The following is a 20,584-nucleotide window of genomic DNA, read 5'->3' on the forward strand; positions in this document are numbered from 1 at the left end:
TACTAATTAATTTAAACGTTCAGCATTACCGAACAGTTGTACCATAATGAACGAAAGCTTTAGTACTTTCGACTAGTTAATGTAAAGGACAAGATTGTACTAAGGGCAGAAGATGTGAGAGATGGAATAAAAAAGAGAAAGAATTAAGGCGATTATTCTCAATATATTTTAAAAACATCTGTTTAGAATCTAGAAGCAAGATCCAACTACAATTAACTTTCAAAACCACTATAAACCTTCTTCACTATCTGCCACTTAGTCTAGGAAGGACAACATTATGACTAGGTTAAGGGAAGAAAAGATTCAAAAATTCAAAGATGGAGATGATTATGTATTTCCTGAAATTTTTAGTAGGTATCAGAATAAAATTTATTACCTTGCAGTAAGTATATTACACAATGAGGCAGATAGTGAAGAAGCAGTTCAAAATACATTTATTGAAGTAATTGCAAATAGGGCTTCATTAAGAGATGTTCGCTCATTTAACTTTTGGTTATATCAAATTGCATATCATAACATTTTAGATATTTATCGCAAAAACAAGCGAAATTCTACTACAAGACACGGAGAAACTATACTAGAAAATTATTCTGATCAAAAAAGTGACTCAAATGATATCATAAGAAACAAATTACTGTTTGAATTGATTCTAAAAGAAATAGACAAGCTCCCTATAGAAATGCGTGAAGTTTGCTTATTAAGATTTATAAATGAATTTAGTATAGATGAAATATCAGGTATTATGAGTATTCCTGTTGGTACTGTGAAAAGTCGACTACATCGTTCTAAAAAACAGTTAAAAGTAGAATTATCCAAGCATCATGTAATGCCAATATAATAGAAAATAAGCTAGTTAATAAAGTGTTTATATAATTGTTTTTACACTCCACCTATAATATAAGGTATGCACATTTGAAATTTCATTAATGAAAGATATTTTACTAATATTTGGCAAGAATCCAAGAAAAAAGAGCTGTAACTCCTATCATTAATCATTTGATTAATAGATTTCGTTATAGGCTCTTTCAGTATATATGATATATATATTTCTTTTTTCGTTGATTTAACTTACCTGATTCTCTTCAAGAAATGAGTTGAATCTCCTTTTTTTCCATATCCTATCTCATTTGCAATACTGAGTACACGTCTTTGTAAGCATTCTTTACACTGCGCTGCCGTTTCATTAATACAAGGTTTTTGATCATACAATTGGTATTTTTGTCGTTGCTCCTCATTCGTAATGATTGGCATCAATACATTTGCTCCTGCTTTTAATGCTTTTTCTCGTCCCAAAGGGTCAAGCGCCTGCAATGCTGTTGTTGCCGCAATATTGACATCTTTTAGCAAAATTCTTGCAATTGCTATCATTTTTAAACTCATTTGAAAACGCCACTGTTTATCTCGCAAAATTGGATAACCTACTTTTTCTATTTGCTGATAAAGCGGAGTATCCTTTTGTTCAATGTAGGGTCCCATGCCAATCATATCGATATCTTCTCTTTCAAAAAATAACAAATCATTTGCTAAATCTTCACAAGTTTGCCCTGGTATTCCAATCATAACTCCACTACCTACTTGATATCCAATATCTTTCAAATAACGCAAACATGCTAGTCTTGTTTGAAAAGAATGGTTCTCATTTTGGGGATGAATCTTTTGATACAATAATTCATTACTTGTTTCTATCCTTAATAAATAACGACTTGCTCCTGCATTAAACCATTTTTGATAGATTTCCTTTTCTTGTTCTCCCATAGATATTGTAATGCCGAGTGCATGTTTAGTTTTTTTATTTATTTCTAAGATTATATCCTCACAGAATTTTACATAATTAGAATTTGTTTGTTCTCCTGATTGTAATGTTATTGATCCATATTGTTCTTGATAAGCCCAAAGTGCTTCTCGCAAAATTTCTTCTTTTTCCATTTGATAGCGCATCACTTTTGTATTACTTTTTCGTATTCCACAATAGAGACAATCTTTATTACAAATATTGCTAAACTCAATCAAGCCTCGATAATACACCTCTTTACCAACATATTGAATTCTTATCTTATTAGCGTATTGGAAAAGTTTTTTGATATCCTCCTCCTGACTTAATTCTAATAAATAAATCAAATCTTTTTTGCTCCATTGCTTTTTCATTAGTATTTCATCTATCATATCACACCAAAGTTATTGTAATTTAATTGTAGTAATACAAGTAGGTGATTCTTCATCTGTTTCAAATACTGCAGCACCAACTGCTTCATCTTTTTGAATGTTAATAGTATATGATTTGTCTTTTTCTAACCACACTCCATAAAATCCATTTGCATTCGTTGTTACATTATCATCAAAAATTACATTGTCTTTTTCATTAACAATAAGAATATGAATTTGCTCATTTACCAGTTCACCTTGGCAAGATGTTAGACTATGATAAAAGCAATCATGTGTCTTATAAATATATGGTGCAAAAGAGACATAAAATAGATCTTGCGAAAATGCCTCTTCATACTCTTTATCACCTTCGGTATAAATAATTCTATCATTTCGAATAGAGGCAGAAAATTCATCACTTTTTTGTGATTTCTCCTCTAAATATGCGATTTGTTTTTCAGCAGTAGTACCTTCTATTTTATAATTTGCAAGAACAGGATTTTCCTCTCCCTGTTGCCAATAAACAACAACACCAATCACAATTACCAATAGTATAATCACACTAGATTTTTTTGCATTCATACTTTACTTTACTTCTCCACTTTCTACTACTAAGTTTTCCTTATCAACTGCATCACCATATACTGGCAGAAGTGTTTCATCATAAGCTTTATGGAAAAATTCTTCATTTCCTAAAGTTTTGATTTCTTCATTCAGCCAATCCAGTAATTCTGTGTTCCCCTTTTGCACAGCTGGTGCTATTGTATCAATATTACCAATGCTTTCAATTCCTACACCAAACCCTTGATTTTCCATTGCCCATGCAATTACTTCTGTATTATCCGTAGATAATGCAACTCCTCTACCATCTAACAGTGCAGTAAATGCTTCTGTATATTGATCGTATTTTTGTAATTCGATTTCAGGATAATTTTCCTGAAAGTAAGTTTCTGCTGTAGTCCCTTTTGCAACAATTAGGGATTGTCCTTCCAACTGTGTGACATCTGTAATACTTCCATCTTTGGAAACTACACCTAGAGCCACTTTCATATAAGGAAGAGCAAAATCCACTTTCTCTGATCGCTCTTCTGTCACTGTGAAATTGGCTAAAATGATGTCCACTTTTCCTGATTCCAAATATTCTACTCGATTAGCTGGTTCAACTGAAACAAATTCTACTGCACTTTCATCACCAAGCAAATCTTTTGCAATTCGTTTTGCGAAATACACATCATATCCTTGATATTCACCTTTATCATCTACATATCCAAATGGTTTTTTATCACTGAAGACACCAATTTTTATGGTACCACTCTCTTTGATTTCTTCCAAAGTACGATAACCCGTTTTACTTGTAGTTTTTTCTTGTTCACTTGTCCCACATCCTTGTAAAAATACAATGGATGTTACAACTAAAATGCTTAGCGTTAATCTATAAAATCTTTTCATGTTTTTTATTCTATATAAGTATCTTTCACTTACATAGACTCCTTTCTATTTGTATTCTTTATCAAAGTTCGTATTTAAATGTTTTTAAAAAGCGTTTTGTTCGCTCCTTCTTTGGCGTATCAAATAATTCTTTCGCCGTTCCTTGTTCTACAATTATTCCTTCATCCATAAAGATAATTCGATCTGCTACTGCTTTTGCAAACTCCATCTCATGTGTAACAATCACCATTGTTACATTTTGCTTTGCGAGTTCTAATAATAACTGTAATACTTCATGTACCATCTCAGGATCCAAAGAAGCAGTTACTTCATCAAATAACATCACTTCAGGATGCATGCATAATGCACGTATAATCGCAACTCGTTGCTTCTGTCCTCCTGATAATTGTCGAGGATAATCATGTTCTCTTCCTTCTAGTCCAATACGTTTCAAATATTCCAATGCTTCCTTTTCAGCATCCCATTTTCGCTTGTGTTCTACTTTTCTTGGAGCTAGTGTTATATTCTCTAAAATTGTTAAGTGTGGAAAAAGTTCATAATTTTGAAATACCATTCCTATCTTCTGCTGAATGTTTTTCCCATCCTTTGCAGGAGAATTTATATTACTACGACGCAGCATTATGCTTCCTTTCTGAATTTCTTCTAATCCATTCAAACATCGAAGCATAGTACTCTTTCCACAACCAGAAGGTCCAATTATTACTACACGTTCCCCTTCATTCACATGGAATGAAATCCCATTCAACACACTGCTATCACCATATGTTTTCCAGACATCACTTATTGTCAATAATGCTTTCATTTTCTTCTCCATTCTAGTACTTCCATCTTTCTTCTAATTTCTTTGATCCAAAAGAGATTGGAAAACATATCAGAAAGTAAAGAAGAAATATAATACTATATAAGGTTAATGCTAAGTTAGGATATTCGTATCGATTGGCTTCAATAATTTGTTGCGCCGTTTTACTTACCTCTACAACTCCGACTAGAATAATCAGAGATGTTGTTTTAATCATTCTTGTTATTAAATTCATGAGCTGTGGGATTATTTGTCGCACAATCAGTGGCAGACTAATATATATTAAAATTTGCATCTTATTCATTCCAAGTGAAATTGCAGTTTCATGGTGATGTTTTGGTAATGAAACTAAAGCACCACGAACCAAATCTCCTAATTCTGCACTTCCCCATGCAGAGAAGACAAGTATAGATGCAGTTTCTCCAGAAAGTTGAATTCCTAAATGTTTGGAAAATCCAAAGAATACAACTATCAACATTACTATTTGCGGCATCATTCGTATAAATTCAATATAAATTTTCATTAACTTTTGGATAAAACGATATTGAGATGTCATCATAATTCCAATAAAAATTCCAATTGGTATACTCAAAAATAATGATATTCCAGCAATTTCTATGGTTGTCCATAATCCTAACAACAGACGTTCCATATTGTTTCCTCTCAATAATACTTCAAGACCCAAAGCTTCCATAACGCACCTTCTTCTCTACAATCATAAATATCAAAGAAACAATACCAATCAAAACTAAATATGAGATTACCAGTAATAATAATGCTTCATCTGTATTATAGGATATACCTATCAGATCTTTTGCCACATATACCAAATCTGGTAAAGCAATAATACTAAATACTGATGTTTCTTTAAGCAAAAATACTGTATTTCCTGCGATGGATGGAAGCGCAATCTCAATTGCTTGAGGAAAAATAACATAGCGAAAGATATCCAACTTAGTCATTCCTACACTTCTTGCTGTTTCAATTTGTGTTTTAGGGATCGCTTCTAAACCACTTCGTATACTTTCTGCCATATAGCTTCCTCCTAAAAATGTTAATCCTACAATTGCACATGATTGAGAATCCAATAAAATTCCAATTTTTGGTAAACCATAATATAAGAGAAACAGCTGGATAAGTAAGGGTGTATTCCGTGATAACTCAATATAAATTGTCACAACTCGAGAAACAAATACAACCTTGTAATATTGAATGAAACTACAAATAATCCCTGTTATGAATGCAAATGCAATTCCGATGCTTCCAACTGTAATTGTTAACTTTGCTGCTTCTACATATATAGGCCAATACTCATTTATAAACTTCCAATCCATCATGCTCCTACTTTCTATCCAATTCTTTGGAATGCCTGTTCTAAATCTTCGATTAAATCTTCAATATTTTCTGTTCCTATAGATAAACGAACAGTATTTGGATAAATCCCTTGTTCACTCAATTCTTCGTTTTGTAATTGTGAATGTGTTGTACTGGCAGGATGAATTACTAATGACTTTACATCTGCAACATTTGCCAATAATGAGAATATATTCAAATTATCAATAAATGTTTTTGCTGTTGTTTCATTACCTTTAATTTCAAATGTAAAGATACTTCCTGCACCTTTTGGAAAATACTTTGTATACAACTGATGATAGGAATCACTAACAACAGTTGGGTGATTTACTTTTTCTACCTTTGGCTGTTTTGCTAAATATTCAATAACTCGAATCGTATTTTCAATATGACGCTCTACTCGCAAAGATAACGTTTCTAAACCTTGTAGAAGTAGAAATGCATTGAAGGGAGAAATACATGCACCAGTATCTCTTAAATACACTGCTCGTATTCTTGTAACATACGCTGCTGCACCCACTGCTTCGCTAAAAATAATTCCATGATAACTTGGGTCTGGAGTTGTCAACTGAGGAAATTTTCCTGATTCTTTCCAATCAAAGTTCCCAGAATCTATAATTAGTCCTCCCAAGGTTGTTCCATGTCCACCAATAAATTTAGTTGCAGAATGCACCACAATATCAGCTCCATGTTCTATTGGACGAAATAAATATGGAGTTGCAAAGGTATTATCAACAATTACTGGAATTTTATGCTTATGTGCAATTGAAACAACTGTATCTATATCAACAATACTTGAATTCGGGTTTCCTAAAGTTTCAAAAAATATTAATTTTGTGTTTTCTTTGATTGCTTCTTCAAAATTTTCAGGATAATCTCCATCCACAAATGTTGTATCAATTCCATAAGCAGGCAATGTGTTGATAAGTAAGTTATAAGTTCCACCATAGATTTGCTTTGCGCTTACAATATGATCTCCACTTTTTGCAATACTTGTGATTGCATAAGTAATTGCTGCTGCTCCAGAAGCTACAGCAAGCGCACCTACTCCACCTTCTAATGCTGTAATTCTCTCCTCTAATACTCCTTGTGTTGGATTTGTTAATCTTCCATAAATATTCCCTGCATCTCGCAATCCAAATCGATCTGCAGCATGTTCACTATTATCAAACACATAGGAAGTCGTTTGATAAATTGGAACAGCTCTTGCTCCTGTTGTTTTATCTGCTTCTTCTTGTCCTGCATGTAACTGCAGTGTTTCAAATCTTAATGCTTTTTTTGTCATTATGTTATCCTCCTTTATCTTTTATCTGCTAACATGACAATTCTTCTCCTATAAACAAAAAAAGGTTCTCCCCATAGGACGAAAACCTTCGTGTTACCACCTAAATTTATTATAGTTTCACAACTATAACCTCTTCGAGTACTAGCATACTCTATCGATTTAACGTTCGAACACGGTAATACCTAACCACTTGGCTCAATATCACAACTCCACAGCCATATTCACTTATATACTTTGCTTATCCAATTACAGCATACATGGACTCTCTGTTAAGCTATTCTATAAGTTACTCTTTGTATCATAGTTTGTCTATATGTTAACTATGTTATTTTAATTGTGATGATTTGTCAAGAAGAATTTTAAGAAAAAAAGCAATTTGTAAGAAGTATCTTTCAAATTGCTTTTAGTTTAATATCTATTTATTTTTTTAAGAAAACCCCGCATATATATAATAAATAATCAGACCAGGTAGACTAACTCTCCTATCCCTTATTTAATTCTTAATACTAACTCTTTTAAGCTAATATTACCTTTTATTACCCAATCAACTCAAAGTAATTAATATTTCAAAAACTGCTGCAAAACTTTTCTCTTTTCATTTGAAGTTAGGTAATTGTATGCTTTATAATTAGAGTTTTTTTCATTCTTTAATGACTTTTTCTTAATTTCTTTAATGTAGCAATCACCAATAAACTAGTTAATTGCGTTATTAAATAAATATTTGCTGTTGTCTTATCACTTGTATCAACTTTCTGATTTTTTTCCTCATTACTTGTAGTATTACTACCATCAATATTTGGTCTTGCATCTACGGACGGTGTTTCATTATCCACTATAGACGTTCCTTTTGCCTCCCATTTTGCATAAAGTATAATATTTCCTACTGTATTCTCTGGAACATTTGTGATTTCTTTCCCCTTGTCATCAGTCCACATTATAAAATCATAACCCTCTTTTGTTGGAGCATAAAATTGAGAAACTCCTGTCTCAGTTGTATAAGAAGTAAGATTATTGGGATTATTTATCCCTCCATCTAATTCATAATCAATTGTATAATTAATAGCTTCCCATTTTGCATATAACTTTATATCTTCTGCTGTTGTAGCAGATACACTTGTTACCTTATTTGTAAATAAGGGACTGTCGTACCATCCTGCAAAATTGTATCCTTCTTTTGTTGGTTTATCAAATGAAGTTACTCCTGTTCCAAATACATACTTAGTAGGGTTGTTTAAGTGATTTATTCCTCCATCTAATTCATAATCAATTGTATAATTAATAGCTTCCCATTTTGCATATAACTTTATATCTTCTGTTGTTGTAGCAGATACACTTGTCACCTTATTTGTAAATAAGGGACTGTCATACCATCCTGCAAAATGATATCCTTCTTTTGTTGGTTTATCAAATGAAGTTACTCCTGTTCCAAATACATACTTAGTAGGGTTGTTTAAGTGATTTATTCCTCCATCTAACTCATAAGTAATCTTATACTCAGAAGCTTCCCATTTTGCATATAACTTTATATCTTCTGCTGTTGTAGCAGATACACCTGTCACCTTATTTGAAAATAAGGGACTGTCATACCATCCTGCAAAATGATATCCTTCTTTTGTTGGTTTATCAAATGAAGTTACTCCCATTCCAAACACATACTTAGTTGGATTGTTTAAATCATTTACTCCACCATCCAACTCATAGGTAATCATATACTCAGAAGCTTTCCATTTTGCATATAAATTAATATTACCTTGATGTGTTTTTGAAATATTTGATATTTTATTTATAAATAACGGATCCTCGTACCAACCAATAAAATCATAACCTTTTCTTTCTGGAGACTCAAAAGAATCAACTCCTGTTCCATAATTGTAAGATAAAGGATTATTTAAATCATTTGTTCCTCCATTTAGTGTATATGATATCTCATAGGTTCCATAATATAACCAGACTTCGCTATTTGCATTTGAATTTGTAAGAATAGAATCACTCAATAAATTTACATGCTTCTCAAAATTTACTGTTGGTTTCACAAATGCAGATTTGTCTGTATCATTTAATAGTGGATAATTTTCAGAATGGAGTGCAATTACAATTGGTGTACTCTGATTAGTAGAAGAAACATGTACAGATTCCTCTAATTGAATAGTTGTATCCGTTAATTTTTCTTGTACTACTGGTATTGCTTTAGCATCAAGAATGTACAAACCATTTACTGTATTTCCTTTCCATAAATTTAAGCTTCCTTTATTATAGATTCCTGAACCTTTTATTCCTGTATTGGATTGAACATCACTTTCTTTTAAAGCTAAAGTTCCTCCATTATAAATTGCCCCTCCATTTACTGTGGATTTATTATTTTTCATAATTGTTGAGGAAATAGAAGAATTCCTATTCGAATAAAACGCACCCCCATTTTTTGCCTGATTATTTTCCATCACTGAATTTATAATTTCAATTGTTGAATTTGAATACACTGCTCCACCTTCATTGCTAGCAATATTATCTACTATAACTGCATTCTTCAAATGTAAGTTAGCATTCGAATAAATTGCTCCTCCTTTATCAGCACTGTGATTATTTATATTAATATCTGAAAGACTTACTTCACTACTAGTATGAAGATAAACTCCTGCACCTTTAGTTTCAACTATTGAAGATAAAGAATTGTTTGTAATACTTGTACCATTAAAGTCAAGATCTACTTTACCAGATGCATTCACATATACACCGGCTCCAGCAGTACTCCTACTTAATGAATCAACTTTATTCTGGCTAATAACATTATTTGAAAATACTGCTGAGACTGCTTCAGATGTAACCGTCTGGAAATAAATACCAGCTCCTCCTCCTTCATTTGACACATTACTAGATATAGTTGAATTTCTAATACTTACATTATCTGTTGGTGCCAAATATCTGAAATATATCCCTCCTCCAAGTCCAGCATTGGCAGACGTTCCTGTCACATTATTAGTAATCTTAGCATTATTAATGTCAATTGTTGAATTCTCTCCACTACCCTCAATCGTAAAGAACAGTGCACCACCTCCTGAGTTAGTAGTAATGTTAGAAAACGTACTATTATTTGTAAATGTTGCACCATCAATATTTATTTTGGAAGCAGGATTTCTTAATACGCTATATACTGCACCTCCATACCCATGAGTTTTATTACCTGAAATAAGCACATTATCTCTTATATCTATATTAACAACTCCAAAATTAGTCGTTTCTGAAACAGCAATTGCTCCACCGTTTCCAGACTTATCGAATGCAACAGTGCCATAGGCCATGTTATTAGCTAGTTGAGCACTATCTTTTACTATAATATCTACCTTTCCATAACCAGGAGTAGCACCTTGTTTTCCCCCAAATATAGCACCACCATTTTTAGCTTCACAATTTCGTATAATTGAGTTTGACTCCATTGTTATACTATTATCATATGTTCCTCGAAGACTTACAGCACCACCCCAGTCATTCTCGGCTCTATTATTCTCTAGGATAGTATCTGTACTCAGTATCAAATTACCTCCATTTACTTGAATTAGTGGTTCACTTGCTGTGGTAAATGAAGTTTCCTTTTTTCCATTAATTGTAATATTCATTAATTTCAAATTTGAATTTTGTGGTATGGTAAAAAGAAAACCACCAACTCCCCTATTTATTGTATAGTGATCTCCATCTATCGTGATATCGATATTGTTTACCATTGCCATTCTTTTCGTTAATAAAATATCATTTTTTAAAACAAGAACTTTATTATGTGATGATGCATTTTTTATCGCGTTCTCTAAATCAGTTTGAGTATAAATATCAATAACTGATGCTTTATTTAATTGATTTTCATTCGATTGAACTGTAACTGATTCAACATCCTCTTGTTTTGTTGTTTCCTGAGTTTCTTGTTGCAATTGTTTACTTTTACCAGACTCATCATTTTGAGTATCATCAGCAATAATATTCTTTTCTTGCAAACACATTACAAATAGACAGGTAAAGGTTAAAAATATTTTTAATATTCTTCTCATTTTTTCCTCCTTCTTATGTTTTTCTTTTTAACCCTATTTAATTAAAAGATTCTTTAATTAAAAATCTTTTAATATCTTCCTTAAATTTGACGTAATTACTTAGTCTTTCGTTCATTTTTTTACCATAAAAATTAAAATTTCGATAATATCGTATTTGATTCGATTTCTCCGGTCTTTATTTCAATAACCTGTGATTATATTTTTAAGTTAATCGTAATGAAATATTATGTCATTCCTGTAATTACTTGACTAAAGAGAAAAGAATCTACTTCAATCCTCAATAAAAGTGGATATAAGGCTAAAATGATTCTTACCTTATATCCACTTTTTATTTTATTAATTATGTTTAACTCTTAATTTATTTATAGTATTAATCTAATTCTTCTCCATTACTTTCAATTACTTTTTTATACCAATTAAAAGATTGATGTTTTTTATATCGTTTGAATGTGCCGTTTCCATTGTTATCCATATCAACATAAATAAATCCATATCTCTTATCAATAACACCTGTACCTGCAGAAATAATATCAATCGGTCCCCAATACAAATATCCCATTATATTGCAGCCATCTGCGATTGCTTCTTTTAGTTGATATAGATGTTCTCGAAGATATTTTATCCTAAACTCATCTTCATTCACTATAGTTCCATTAAGGGACTCTTTTAAACCTATTCCATTTTCAACAATAAACAATGGTAAATTATAGTGATCAGTTAAAAAGTTACATAAGTATCTTAACCCTATTGGGTCAACTGGCCATTTCCATGGCTCAGGAGAGTATGTTTTAATATATTCATTGTTGGCACCATAGGCACCACCAGTGTCAGTTTTCATGACCTCTCCATCTTTAATAACACAACTTTTATAATAACTAAATGCAATAAAATCTACTGTGTTTTTATTAATTAATTCTAAATCGCTTGATTTGATCTTAAGATTTATTCCCATTTCTTTCCATTCTCGTTTGATATAACCTGGATAAATTCCTTTACAGAATAAATCTAAGAAAAACATTTGTTGATGCTGAAATTTCATAGCAGCTATTACATCTTTAGGATCACATGTTTTTGGATAAGTCACAAGGCTAGATAATGATAACATTGCACCTATTTTAGCCGAAGAATCAATTTCATGTAATTTTTCTACAGTTTTTGCATTTGCTATGGCAATATAATGTGCTGCTTGATATAAATCAGCTTTTGTTAAATCCTGATTGACATATTCAGTATGTTTAGGATTAATGTCAAGTACACCTCCTGCAGCAAAAGGAATTTTAAATAAGTTGTTTATTTCATTAAATGTCAGATAATACTTAACTTTTCCTTTATATCTTTTAAAGACTGTAACTACATACTTCATCCAAAACTTAATCATTTCATCATTTAACCATCCACCATATTCAGTAAGCAAATGCAAGGGAGTTTCATAATGACTTAAAGTAATAACGGGCTCAATTCCCAAGCTAATCATTTCATCAAATAAGTCATCATAAAATTTTAAGCCTTTTTCATTCGCTTCTGATTCATCACCATTAGGAAAAATTCTTCCCCATGATATACTTGTTCGTAATGCTTTAAATCCCATTTCTGCCATTAATGCTAAATCTTCTTTATAATGGTGATAAAAATCATTTCCTACATGATTAAGAATTATTTCATTTCCAATATCAGGATTCCATCTAGCTCCATTCCATTTCATTTTGGGTTTACTCAATAACCCCTTTGATACATCAGAAACATTTAACTTTTTTCCATCATCTAAATATGCACCTTCACATTGGTTTGCTGAAATTGCCCCTCCCCATAAAAAATCATTTGGAAATTTAGAATTATTCATTATTTTTACCTCCTACCTTCAATTGCTTTTTAAAATAATCAATCATAATACTTTTTATTTCGTTTTGAAAAAACTCTTTTGACCCATGCCCAGCATTTGAAACTGTGTAGAAATCAATTTTTTCATCCATACCCATTTTTTTCATCTTATTATAAAATTTTTCACTTTGCTGTAAAGGGACTATTGGGTCGTTATCCCCATGTAGAATTAATATATTTGCCATGTCTATATTGATATATTGAATAGGTGAAGCCTTACTCGCGTACTCTAATATCGTACTTTCTGTTCCTCCTACATATTTTCCCACTAATGTTTCCATAGAAAATTTTGCATTTGAAAAATACTGATTTTTTATTTCATATTCCATCCAAAGTGGTAAATCTGTAATTCCATACATAGAACACGCAGCTTTTATATTTAAAATTTCTTCTCCATATTTGCAGCCAAGATTATCTAAAGTCATATTCATCCCCGCCATTAACGACAGACACCCTCCAGCAGAGCGTCCTAATATTCCTATGTTTTCTTCATCAATATTATATTGATTTGAATGATCTTTTAAATATTTAATTGCTGTGTAAACATCTTCAATTTGGGCAGGAAATTTTGCTGATGAACTTAAACGATAATCAATGGTGGCAATAACATATCCCTCTTCTGCTAAAAATTGTAATTCTGGAAGAATTCGGTTTCTTGCGCAATGAGTAAATCCTCCACCAGGAATACAAAGTATCACTGGTTGCTTTTGCGTGTCTAATTTTTCACTTACAATTATTTTTCTTTCCACATTAACATTTTGAATTAACATAGACATATACAAATTTACTGAATCTCCATTATCATTTGATGTTTTTGAATAAATAATATCATCAACTAAAGAAATGGCTTTTCTTTTGTTTTCAACATTTATTGTTTTTTTCATCTAAAATATTCCTTTATTCTACAATCGCAATACTTTTCTCATTTGATAATGTCCATGTTATATCATGATTCATTAACTCTGGAAATACAAGAATTGTAGTAACATCGTATCCTTTATTTCTTAAAAATTCAAAATCCACTTCTGCAATAGAATCTCCTGCTTTAACTTTGTCATTTGCTTTCACTAAAGATATAAAACCTTCTCCATCAGTGGATGCCGTATCTATTCCAATATGTATAATCGCTTCTAGCCCATCATCTCTCAAAATTCCATAGGCATGATTCGTAGGAAATATTGTAATGATTGTCCCATCAAATGGGGCATATATTTGATTACTTTCAGGTATAAATGCAAGGCCTTCACCCATCATTTTTTTAGAAAACACTTGATCATTTACTTCTTCTAAAGCTATTTTTTTTCCTTTAACAACAGGTCTGATATCTTTTTTATTTGTAATATTTTTTTTATCTGTGCTGTTTTTATCTTTATAAAATAAATATGTCACTGCACATGATACTGTTATAGTTACAAAGCAAGCTATTGCTGCTGCAATAATCGTATCCTGAAATACAGGTAAAGCTAATATTGTATTCTTGGTCATTACGAAAGCTTTCATTCCAAGTAATCCACCTGTTATTCCACCTACAAATGCACCAACTGAACATCCAATCATTGCTGATGTATATTTCATATTTATACCAAAAATACCTGGCTCAGTAATCCCAGCGATAACTGATGACACTCCAATAGAAATCATATCTACACGTTTAGCTTTTTCTCTCTGTCTAAAAGCAATACCAAACGCTGCTCCTCCAACTGCTAATAACTGAAGCAATAATGCAGGTCTAAATAATGGATCAAATCCTAAGGAGCTAAAGTTTTCTAACATGAATGGTGCCACTAAAGTATGAACTCCAGCCATAATCATAAAAGGTAATACGGCTGCAAGTGTCCCTAATGATAATGGCGCAGCAAAACTATTTAGCCAAACTAATCCATTAACTACATAATTTCCGATATAATTTCCTAAAGGTGCTAAAAAAACTATTGTTATAATAAATGAAACTAAGAATGTTAAAGGTAATGCTAATACATTTTTTATAATTCCAGGAACTACTTTATTAAAGAATTTTTCAATATTGTATACAACAAGTGTAGATAACATAGCTGGAATAACTGTAGTAGAATAGCCTAGTAATGGTACATCTAACCCAAATAATTTCTGTGGTCCTTCAAGTGCAATATAACTTGGATCAATCAGTGTACAAGCCAAAATCATTGGTAATACTGGCGAACAGTCTAATTTCCTGCTAGCACCGTAAGCCACTAAAATTGGCATAAAATAAAACGGTGTATTTGCAATAATCGAAATCAAGACATATGTAGAGTTTTCTTCTACGCCAGATATAAGTAGTGTTGCAAAATATAAGAATAATTTTAGGATACCTCCAGCCATCAAACCTGTAATAACAGGACTAACTGATCCAGACATATAATCAACTATACTTTTCCCAATTGTTTTTAGATTAAGTGGTTTTTTTATTTTCTCATTTGGAGAAGTTTGTTGTGTTTCATCTCCAAAATCATAATTTTTCATTAATTCCCCAAATACTCCATCCAAATGTTTTCCTAGTACGATTTGATACTGACCTGCACCAAAAGTGCTTCCTATTACTCCATTAATTTCTTCAATTCTTTTCTTATCAACTTTACTTTCATCTTTTAAGACAAACCTCAGTCTAGTCATGCAATGCGATACATTCGAAACATTGTTTGCTCCACCAATGTTTGATATGATCTGATTTACCATTTCTTTATAATTCATATTCTAGTCCTCCTATAAATTTCGATGAATTGGCCACTTCATATTTATATTATAAAACACTTATAAACATTTGAATAACGAGTATTACTTGTATATAATATAGATAAAATAGATATTAGGAGAATTACATGAACATAGATGAAATAATCACATTTTTAGAAGTTGTTGAGTTACAAAGTATTTCTGCTGCTGCTAATCAATTATTTATTAGTCAAAGCTCCGCAAGCAATAGAATTAATCACCTAGAAAACTCTTTAGGCACTAAACTTATTCATCGTGCAAAAGGTTATAAAAAAATCAGTTTGACTGAAGAGGGAGAATATTTTCTACCTATCGCACAACAATGGATGGCTCTTTATAATGATGTAAAAAATATAACTAATCTTCACCATGCAAAAACATTTAAGATTACTACAAATAGCATTCTTAACTCTTTTTTGTTACCCTACATATATACAGATTTTTCAAATAAATATAAAAACATTATGATTCACTCGCAAACTGAGCATTCTACTGAAGCACATCAACATATAGCTAATCAGACAGCAGATTTAGCTATTGTGTATACTGAGCATTATGAACCAAACGTTATTTCAAAACCTTTATTTAAAGAAAATATGGTCTTCATATGCCATAAAGATTCTCGGTTCGCCAAAACACAGCTATTAAGCGATTTATGTGATGCGAATGAAGTCTATGCTAAATGGTCTTCAGAATTCGAAAATTGGCATCAAAGGCAATTTCCTTACTTTCATCGACACAAAATTGTTATTGGTAGTGCTATTATGTTTGATCAGTTTTTAATAGAACAAGATGATTGGGCCATAGTATCGAGAATTGTTGGAGATAATATTCATTTAACTAAACCAGACTTCATCACAATTGATCAGCCTTATCTACCAATAAGAACAGCTTATCTGTTATCACACAAATATCCTAAACCAGGATCAAAGAAACTAAATATGTTATTTATAGATGAACTTTTATATCATTTAAAAAATAATCCCAGTGTTGATATTATAGAAAACATGTAGGATTATTTTCTAACCTTTTGATTGAAAACTTCATATAATCCTAACACTTAATCACGAGTGGTCAAAACAGTTCATTTTCAATGTTTATCTTTATTTTTTAATATTTTTTCTATTTCATACTAAACTTTTGTTTAAAATACAGAATAGATAATCGAGTAGGAGATAATTGTTTAGTCCAATTATTGTCCTTTCACACCATTATACGTATGGTTCTGTATATGGTGGTTCAGTATATTTTATATAGGAGTCAAATTTAGGAGCGATTTCATTAATAAAAATCCTCTTTTTTCTAGTAATGCATTAGGTACTGCTCAATGCATGATGAATGTGTGTGCTGCTTTTATGTAACTTTTCCCTGAGTTTGCCCATTCCCATGCCTTCCCTTTTGCTATCCCTAATTTCTTTAGCGATTTATATCTTTTCTTATTGGTTTTCATTGTTTCCATATGCATATTCTTAGACGGTATCTTGTATGTCCATCGATTGCCTTATATGCTAGTTGGATATTTCTTATTTTAAAATAGTTGTACCACCCTCTAAATAAATACTTCAACCTTATTAGTCGCTCATCTATATCATCACTGATAACGACTTCTGGTTCACTACGCTTAGCGGTAACTACTCGCAACTGGATTCTCTCTCTAGTTTGATTGATGTCATGCCTGGCATACCATAAAAAAAGGACCATCAGATCCTTTTTCTCTTCAAGCAATGCCTGAAAATCATATGCATAAAGATTGTTATCTATAGTTGAGGGCGAGTCACTATAAACTTTACCATTCTGTTTTCCATGAGTTGAAGGGCGGAACATCTAGATTTGTGCTCTTTATGCACATGCTATTGTTTAGTATGTTTGTTTTCTTCTTTTAATAATCACTACTAACCCAAGAAGTGAAATTGTTAACATTACATATAATCCATTCAAGTCCGTTGCATCTCCTGTATTTACACTCTTCGTGTTTTCAGTCGATGTTTGGTTTCCACTTGGTGTTTTATGAGGTGGAACCACTGAAGGATTTGATGTGATATTTACTTTTAGTGGTATATTTATCTTTGCACCACTGTTAAATTCTACTTCTATATCATATGTTCCATTCGCAAGTGTCAATAAATAGTTTTCTTTTAATGTAACCACTGTACTTCCCCTTGTTACTTCATATTTACTTGTATCTAGCACTACGCCATTTACATAGACTTTACTAAATTTTTCTACTGGTGCATCAATTTTTGCTGATACACTTCCTTTTCCTGTGAAAGTCTCAAATCCACTAATCACAACAAAGGTTTTTTCATCATTTTGCTTTTGTGCATCGTTGATTTGTTTTTGTAATTGTTCTTTTAAATTACCATCTAATAGCTTATCAATTTCTTTTTGAGCATTATCAATATCCTTTTGTGTAACATCATCTTTAATTGATCCATCAGGATTAAATAAATCCTTTACTGCATCTTTAGCATCCAGCATGTCTTGTGCTTTGTTGATTTCTTTTTGAAGTTCATCTTTCTTATTACCATTTGGCAACTTATCTACTGCTTTTTGTGCTTCATCGATTTCTATCTGACCTACACCATCTCCTAAATCTGTTTTATCTTTATTGAATAGGTTATCTACTTTATTTTGTGCATCTTCTTTTCTTTGATCAAGTATCGTTTGTGCTTCTTCCACTTTATCCTTCAAATTGTCTTTGAACGTTCCTTCAGGAAGTGCATTTACAATATCTTCTATTTCTTTAATTCTTTCTTCTGTAACTGTTTCTTTTAGATTACCATCTGCATCATACATGTTATTTACTTCTTTTGATGCACCTAACATATCTTTTACAGTGTTTACTATTTCTTCAAGTTGATCTTTTAGTTTTCCATCTGTAATTAAATCTAACATTTCTTCTGCTTTACTCAGACTTTCTTCATCAACACCATCACCTAAGTTTGTACCATTTGTTTCATCTTCTGTAATTAATCCACTAATTGGTAGATACTCCGTTTTCCCTGTTGATGTATCAAAGATAATTTCCCCTGGATATACTGTATTTTCACCATCAATAGTAACAACCATATCTTTTGGTATTGTAACTGTTCCATTTCCATTATCAACTACCGCTGTTCCATTAGGAACTGTAATGTATGAACCTGATGAGATTGTTCCATCACTATCCATTTTTATATCATCAATTACATAAATAGTATTTCCATCTTTATTTGTGACCGTACTACCTGCAGGATATGTGACTGCTTTTGCTGAATCATTTATATTAATATTGATTTCACTACCTTCAGGAACTGTTATTGTAGTGGTTTCTCCACCAATAACCACATTACCTTCTTCATCTACTATATTTTTAGAATATGAATAATTATCACCAGTAGTAATTTCTCCATCCTTGATTGTAAACTCTCCAGTGAATTCATATACACCATCTCCTGTTAAGATTGTACCTGAATCGAGAGTAATTGAACCATCATCGTTTACATTATCTAGAGTAGCTCCCACTATCAAGTTACCTTCATTATCTGCCAATGAATCCTCAACTAAATCGAAATAAGATGAAACAATCATTGTTAAATCACCATTTTCCTCAATGAATGGCAAAACAACTGCATATTTAGGGCTACCATCAGCATAAAGTTCATAGTATTTTGAGGTTTTATCCCACGATATAAACCCTGCTGTTCCAGTTATTCTAATTATCGCATCACCATATAGTTTACTTCCAGAAATATAAATTCCATTTATATTGTCTAGTTTTGCATTTGTGGCTTTTGTAATCATCAAAAGACTGCTTAATGATGTATAATCATTTAAATCTAAGCTTTCTATTCCAGTATAATAGTATTGAAATCTTGTAATTTTAGTTTTTGCTATATCATTAATCAATAATGTATTCGCTTTTAGATTTTTATTCATAGAAACATGCAAGATAGATAAATTTGCAGAATTTGATAAATCTAATCCGGTTATTTGATTTGAATTAGCATATAATGATGATAGATTTACTGCATTTGTAAAATCTAAATCTCCAGTGATTTGATTTCCATCAATACGCACTGCAGTTGTAGTTGATGTTAAATATGATGCATCAAATGATGTAAGCTTATTATTATGCAAATGAAGTGTTTTAATACTTCCCAAGGCTGATTCATCTATTGTTGTAAGGTTATTACCACCAGCATAGAGTAAATTAGTTAATTGTGTTCCAGAGATATTTAATGTATCTAACCCATTATTCATACACTGTAATGATACTAAATTTGATAAGTTAGATACATTCAGATTGCTTAGATTATTTCCATTAACATTTACAGATGATAGACTTCCTAATAATGTTAAGTCTAAATCTCCTTTTAATGTATTGTTTGATGCTACTAGAACCATTAACCCTGAAAAATATTTTATACCTGATAAAGATTCCACTCTATAATCAGCAGAGATGCTCATTGTTTTAAAAGTAGAAATTTTAGTTATATTAGCAGTTGTAAGTTTCGTATCACCATCATAACTTCCTGCGCTCAATCCTAATACTTTTTCTGCTACATAGGCTCTAAACCCTTCATCTGGAAATGCCTCTGCCAAACTTGTTGTATCAGCAATCAGTGTCGATCCGCTTAATGTTGTCACATCATTAGATATGTCAATAACATTCGTATCAAATTTCATTTCCTGAGAAGTTATGTCTTCAACACTATTTTCTGCTTTGTCTTGTACTTCATCATCTTCTTTAATTGCTTCCTCAGATATTTTTTCTTCTTGCTTATTTATATCATCAGTATCTGCTTCATCAACTAATGTTTCTTCTATTTCATTTCCACTAACTACTGTAGTACCCACTAAACCAATTATTAATGCGAATATTGCAAGACTACTTAGTAGCTTTTTCAATTTATTATTCTTCATTTTTCCTCC

At 31.5% G+C, this 20,584-nt stretch carries 15 protein-coding genes and 1 other annotated feature; of the genes, 2 read left to right on the forward strand and 13 right to left on the reverse strand.

Going from position 1 to position 20,584, the window contains the following annotated elements:
- Window positions 1-277: 277 nt before the first annotated feature.
- Window positions 278-838 carry an RNA polymerase sigma factor gene (locus J2S15_RS05875; protein ID WP_307406350.1) on the forward strand — a complete coding sequence of 187 codons (561 nt, stop codon included), beginning with the start codon at window positions 278-280 and terminating at the stop codon, window positions 836-838.
- Window positions 839-1,068: 230 nt separating this feature from the next.
- On the opposite strand, the gene hydE is transcribed toward J2S15_RS05875, so the two are convergent.
- The 11 genes from hydE to J2S15_RS05930 form a co-directional block, all read right to left on the reverse strand.
- Entirely contained in the window at window positions 1,069-2,163 is a 1,095-nt protein-coding gene (hydE, locus tag J2S15_RS05880) for a [FeFe] hydrogenase H-cluster radical SAM maturase HydE (RefSeq protein ID WP_307406351.1), read from the reverse strand.
- Between the two features lie 12 nt (window positions 2,164-2,175).
- Window positions 2,176-2,724 carry a CueP family metal-binding protein gene (locus tag J2S15_RS05885; protein ID WP_307406353.1) on the reverse strand — a complete coding sequence of 183 codons (549 nt, stop codon included), beginning with the start codon at window positions 2,722-2,724 and terminating at the stop codon, window positions 2,176-2,178.
- Between the two features lie 3 nt (window positions 2,725-2,727).
- Window positions 2,728-3,591, reverse strand: a complete 864-nt coding sequence (locus J2S15_RS05890) for a cysteine ABC transporter substrate-binding protein (RefSeq protein WP_307406355.1) — start codon at window positions 3,589-3,591, stop codon at window positions 2,728-2,730.
- A gap of 61 nt (window positions 3,592-3,652) precedes the next feature.
- Entirely contained in the window at window positions 3,653-4,393 is a 741-nt protein-coding gene (locus tag J2S15_RS05895) for an amino acid ABC transporter ATP-binding protein (protein WP_307406357.1), read from the reverse strand.
- Between the two features lie 13 nt (window positions 4,394-4,406).
- On the reverse strand, window positions 4,407-5,084 hold the full coding sequence (locus J2S15_RS05900; RefSeq protein ID WP_307406359.1) for an amino acid ABC transporter permease: 678 nt from the start codon (window positions 5,082-5,084) through the stop codon (window positions 4,407-4,409).
- Window positions 5,065-5,724, reverse strand: coding sequence for an amino acid ABC transporter permease (locus J2S15_RS05905; protein ID WP_307406361.1), 660 nt, complete (start codon window positions 5,722-5,724; stop codon window positions 5,065-5,067). Before J2S15_RS05905 ends, J2S15_RS05900 begins: the two co-directional genes overlap by 20 nt.
- 14 nt (window positions 5,725-5,738) lie before the next feature.
- Complete coding sequence (locus tag J2S15_RS05910) at window positions 5,739-7,028, reverse strand: O-acetylhomoserine aminocarboxypropyltransferase/cysteine synthase family protein (protein WP_307406362.1); 1,290 nt, start codon at window positions 7,026-7,028, stop codon at window positions 5,739-5,741.
- 71 nt (window positions 7,029-7,099) lie between these two features.
- Window positions 7,100-7,339: a binding site (T-box leader), on the reverse strand.
- A 336-nt stretch (window positions 7,340-7,675) separates the two neighbouring features.
- Window positions 7,676-11,062 carry an InlB B-repeat-containing protein gene (locus J2S15_RS05915; protein ID WP_307406364.1) on the reverse strand — a complete coding sequence of 1,129 codons (3,387 nt, stop codon included), beginning with the start codon at window positions 11,060-11,062 and terminating at the stop codon, window positions 7,676-7,678.
- A 370-nt stretch (window positions 11,063-11,432) separates the two neighbouring features.
- On the reverse strand, window positions 11,433-12,902 hold the full coding sequence (locus J2S15_RS05920) for a glycoside hydrolase family 1 protein (RefSeq protein WP_307406366.1): 1,470 nt from the start codon (window positions 12,900-12,902) through the stop codon (window positions 11,433-11,435).
- The gene (locus J2S15_RS05925; RefSeq protein WP_307406368.1) at window positions 12,895-13,824 is read right to left on the reverse strand and encodes an alpha/beta hydrolase fold domain-containing protein; all 930 of its coding nucleotides are present in this window, start codon (window positions 13,822-13,824) and stop codon (window positions 12,895-12,897) included. The genes J2S15_RS05920 and J2S15_RS05925 overlap by 8 nt, the downstream gene beginning before the upstream one ends.
- 13 nt (window positions 13,825-13,837) lie before the next feature.
- Entirely contained in the window at window positions 13,838-15,649 is a 1,812-nt protein-coding gene (locus J2S15_RS05930; protein WP_307406370.1) for a glucose PTS transporter subunit IIA, read from the reverse strand.
- 128 nt (window positions 15,650-15,777) lie between these two features.
- On the opposite strand from J2S15_RS05930, the gene J2S15_RS05935 reads away from it, so the two are divergent.
- Window positions 15,778-16,683, forward strand: coding sequence for a LysR family transcriptional regulator (locus J2S15_RS05935; RefSeq protein WP_307406372.1), 906 nt, complete (start codon window positions 15,778-15,780; stop codon window positions 16,681-16,683).
- Window positions 16,684-17,116: 433 nt separating this feature from the next.
- Here J2S15_RS05935 and J2S15_RS05940 read toward each other — a convergent pair whose 3' ends face one another.
- Window positions 17,117-17,494: a group II intron maturase-specific domain-containing protein gene (locus J2S15_RS05940; RefSeq protein WP_307406373.1), complete on the reverse strand. Its 378-nt coding sequence runs from the start codon at window positions 17,492-17,494 to the stop codon at window positions 17,117-17,119.
- Window positions 17,495-17,527: 33 nt separating this feature from the next.
- Window positions 17,528-20,575 (reverse strand): toxin Cry1Ac domain D-VI-related protein, encoded by a 3,048-nt coding sequence (locus J2S15_RS05945; RefSeq protein ID WP_307406374.1) that lies wholly within the window; start codon window positions 20,573-20,575, stop codon window positions 17,528-17,530.
- Window positions 20,576-20,584 lie beyond the last annotated feature (9 nt).

The sequence above is a fragment of the Breznakia pachnodae genome, assembly GCF_030814225.1.
Lineage (GTDB): Bacteria > Bacillota_I > Bacilli_A > Erysipelotrichales > Erysipelotrichaceae > Breznakia > Breznakia pachnodae.

Excerpts from the sequence above, each read along its gene's own strand:
- J2S15_RS05915 (WP_307406364.1), bottom strand. The coding sequence starts at position 11,062 with ATGAGAAGAATATTAAAAATATTTTTAACCTTTACCTGTCTATTTGTA.
- J2S15_RS05890 (WP_307406355.1), bottom strand. The coding sequence starts at position 3,591 with ATGAAAAGATTTTATAGATTAACGCTAAGCATTTTAGTTGTAACATCC.
- J2S15_RS05920 (WP_307406366.1), bottom strand. The coding sequence starts at position 12,902 with ATGAATAATTCTAAATTTCCAAATGATTTTTTATGGGGAGGGGCAATT.
- J2S15_RS05900 (WP_307406359.1), bottom strand. The coding sequence starts at position 5,084 with ATGGAAGCTTTGGGTCTTGAAGTATTATTGAGAGGAAACAATATGGAA.
- J2S15_RS05930 (WP_307406370.1), bottom strand. The coding sequence starts at position 15,649 with ATGAATTATAAAGAAATGGTAAATCAGATCATATCAAACATTGGTGGA.
- J2S15_RS05910 (WP_307406362.1), bottom strand. The coding sequence starts at position 7,028 with ATGACAAAAAAAGCATTAAGATTTGAAACACTGCAGTTACATGCAGGA.
- J2S15_RS05935 (WP_307406372.1), top strand. The coding sequence starts at position 15,778 with ATGAACATAGATGAAATAATCACATTTTTAGAAGTTGTTGAGTTACAA.
- J2S15_RS05895 (WP_307406357.1), bottom strand. The coding sequence starts at position 4,393 with ATGAAAGCATTATTGACAATAAGTGATGTCTGGAAAACATATGGTGAT.
- J2S15_RS05945 (WP_307406374.1), bottom strand. The coding sequence starts at position 20,575 with ATGAAGAATAATAAATTGAAAAAGCTACTAAGTAGTCTTGCAATATTC.
- J2S15_RS05885 (WP_307406353.1), bottom strand. The coding sequence starts at position 2,724 with ATGAATGCAAAAAAATCTAGTGTGATTATACTATTGGTAATTGTGATT.
- J2S15_RS05925 (WP_307406368.1), bottom strand. The coding sequence starts at position 13,824 with ATGAAAAAAACAATAAATGTTGAAAACAAAAGAAAAGCCATTTCTTTA.
- J2S15_RS05905 (WP_307406361.1), bottom strand. The coding sequence starts at position 5,724 with ATGGATTGGAAGTTTATAAATGAGTATTGGCCTATATATGTAGAAGCA.
- J2S15_RS05875 (WP_307406350.1), top strand. The coding sequence starts at position 278 with ATGACTAGGTTAAGGGAAGAAAAGATTCAAAAATTCAAAGATGGAGAT.
- J2S15_RS05940 (WP_307406373.1), bottom strand. The coding sequence starts at position 17,494 with ATGTTCCGCCCTTCAACTCATGGAAAACAGAATGGTAAAGTTTATAGT.
- hydE (WP_307406351.1), bottom strand. The coding sequence starts at position 2,163 with ATGATAGATGAAATACTAATGAAAAAGCAATGGAGCAAAAAAGATTTG.